Source organism: Pseudomonas sp. EL_65y_Pfl2_R96, assembly GCF_963970905.1.
In the GTDB taxonomy this organism is placed as follows: domain Bacteria; phylum Pseudomonadota; class Gammaproteobacteria; order Pseudomonadales; family Pseudomonadaceae; genus Aquipseudomonas.
Map to the genome: position 1 here is coordinate 1 of NZ_CAXAQH010000442.1, position 287 is coordinate 287.

The 287-nt window shown below is 53.7% G+C and carries 1 protein-coding gene; it reads left to right on the forward strand.

What is annotated here, in order from left to right; genetic code table 11:
* The coding region (locus tag AACY49_RS31475) for a DDE-type integrase/transposase/recombinase (protein WP_339528277.1) at positions 1-287 on the forward strand (287 nt) is incomplete at both ends.

Genomic DNA, 287 nt, shown 5'->3' on the forward strand with positions numbered 1-287 from the left:
TTGATGCGTGCCAACGGTCTGCGTTCGGCTTGGAAGCGTAAGTTTGTGCATACGACAGATAGCAACCACGACCTGCCGATTGCTGAAAATGTATTGAATCGCCAATTTGAACCTGACGCAGTAAACAAAGCTTGGGTGGCAGACATTACCTACATCCGGACCCGAAGCGGCTGGTTATACCTGGCCGTGGTGCTGGACTTGTTCTCACGCAAGATAGTCGGCTGGTCCATGGCCCCGAACATGCCGGCTGAGCTGGTGTGTAGTGCAATGCAGCTGGCGATTGCTCA